The organism is Pseudomonas inefficax, assembly GCF_900277125.1.
GTDB lineage: Bacteria > Pseudomonadota > Gammaproteobacteria > Pseudomonadales > Pseudomonadaceae > Aquipseudomonas > Aquipseudomonas inefficax.
Genome location: NZ_OPYN01000094.1, coordinates 1 through 1,582, shown reverse-complemented (window position 1 = coordinate 1,582; position 1,582 = coordinate 1). Strand labels below are relative to the sequence as shown.

Here is a 1,582-nt window from a genome sequence, read left to right as displayed (position 1 = left end):
TTCTGTGCAAGGCTCGGGTTGCCCACCGGCACCATGCGGGTGATGTCGGTGGTGCCGCCAAGGTACTGCCCGCCCGAATCGATCAGCAGCAGGCCATCGCCCTCGATGACCGCATGCGACTGCTCGGTGGCACGGTAATGCGGCATCGCGCCATTGCCATTGAAGGCGGCGATGGTAGAAAAGCTCAACGACACGAAGCCTGGGCGGCGGGCACGCGCGGCACTCAACTGCTCGTCGACCGTCAGCTCGGTTACCAGTTCCCGACCAAGGTTGGCCTCGAGCCAGGCGAAGAACTCGCACAAGGCCGCGCCATCCTGCTCCATCACCTGGCGGATGTGCACCAGATCCTCATCACTCTTGCACGACTTGCTCAGGGTGCTGGGGTTGAGCCCCTCGACCAGTTCCACCTCGGCCGGCAGGTTATCCAGCAGGCCGCAGGTGACCCGGGCCGGGTCGACCAGCAACCGGCTGCCGGCCGGTATGGCGGCAAGGGCCTTGCCTGCTTCGGCGTAGTCGCGCACTTCGATGCCGTCGACCGCCAGCACCTGGCACAGATGTTCATCGAGCTTGTCCTGGCCAACGAACAGGATGGCCCGCTGCTGGCTGATCAGGGCAAAGGCCACGAACACCGGGTTGTAGGACACATCGCTGCCGCGCAGGTTGAACAGCCAGGCGATGTCATCCAGGGTGGCGATGAAATGCCAGTCGGCCCCCTTGGCCTGCACACTCTGGCGCAACTGCGCCAGTTTTTCCGCACGGCTCAGCGTGGCGTGCGGCGGCAAATGCTGGTAGACCGGGTTGCCTGGCAGCGCCGGGCGCCCTTCCCAGACCTGGCCCAGCAGGTCCTTGTCAGTCACCAGGCGCGCCCCGCGCGCCTTCAGCCGGTCGCCGAGCTGGCGCGCCGAAGCCAGGGCCATGACCGCACCATCTACCGCCACGCTGCCATTGAGCTGGACGTGATCGCCCAGCCATTCCAGCGCGCCAGGCTTGCCCGGCAACAGCTTCATCAGCTCGATGCCACTGCCTGCCAGCTCGTGCTCCGCCTGTTCCCAATAGCGGCTATCGACCCACAGGCCGGCAAAGTCAGCGGTGACCACCAGCGTGCCGACCGAGCCGTAGAAACCCGACAGCCACTGGCGCCCTTGCCAGTAACCAGGCAGGTATTCGGAAAGATGGGGGTCGGCCGAGGGTACCAGCAAGGCATCGATGCCCTCTGCGGCCATGGCCTGGCGTACCTGCGCCAGACGCTGCGGCACACTTTGCCCAAAGGTGGTCTGAACGTTCATGCGCTCTCCTGCGGCTACATCACGGTTTATCCAATGCGTCGATAATGGAACAGCCGGCGAAGCCCTGCAATCTTGGAGACCGACACACGGCATGCATTGCCCGCCACACCCTGCGCATACCGGACGTTTCCTACAGAAGGGCCAGGACCACCGATCAAGTTTCGCTGAACTTCCTCAAGGCACCGGCTTCACATCAGTACATTCATTGCACACAGGCAAATGACCATGCCCAATGCCGGCGCCCCTAAAAGCGGCGTGGTGCTGCTCGACACCCGCGCGCGCACCCCCGACCACGA

The 1,582-nt window shown here is 64.4% G+C and carries 1 protein-coding gene; it reads right to left on the bottom strand.

The window, feature by feature from the left end:
• Positions 1-1,286: aminopeptidase P family N-terminal domain-containing protein (locus JV551A3_RS11670; RefSeq protein WP_133978712.1), on the bottom strand; the 1,286-nt coding region annotated here is incomplete at its 3' end.
• Between the last annotated feature and the right edge of the window lie 296 nt (positions 1,287-1,582).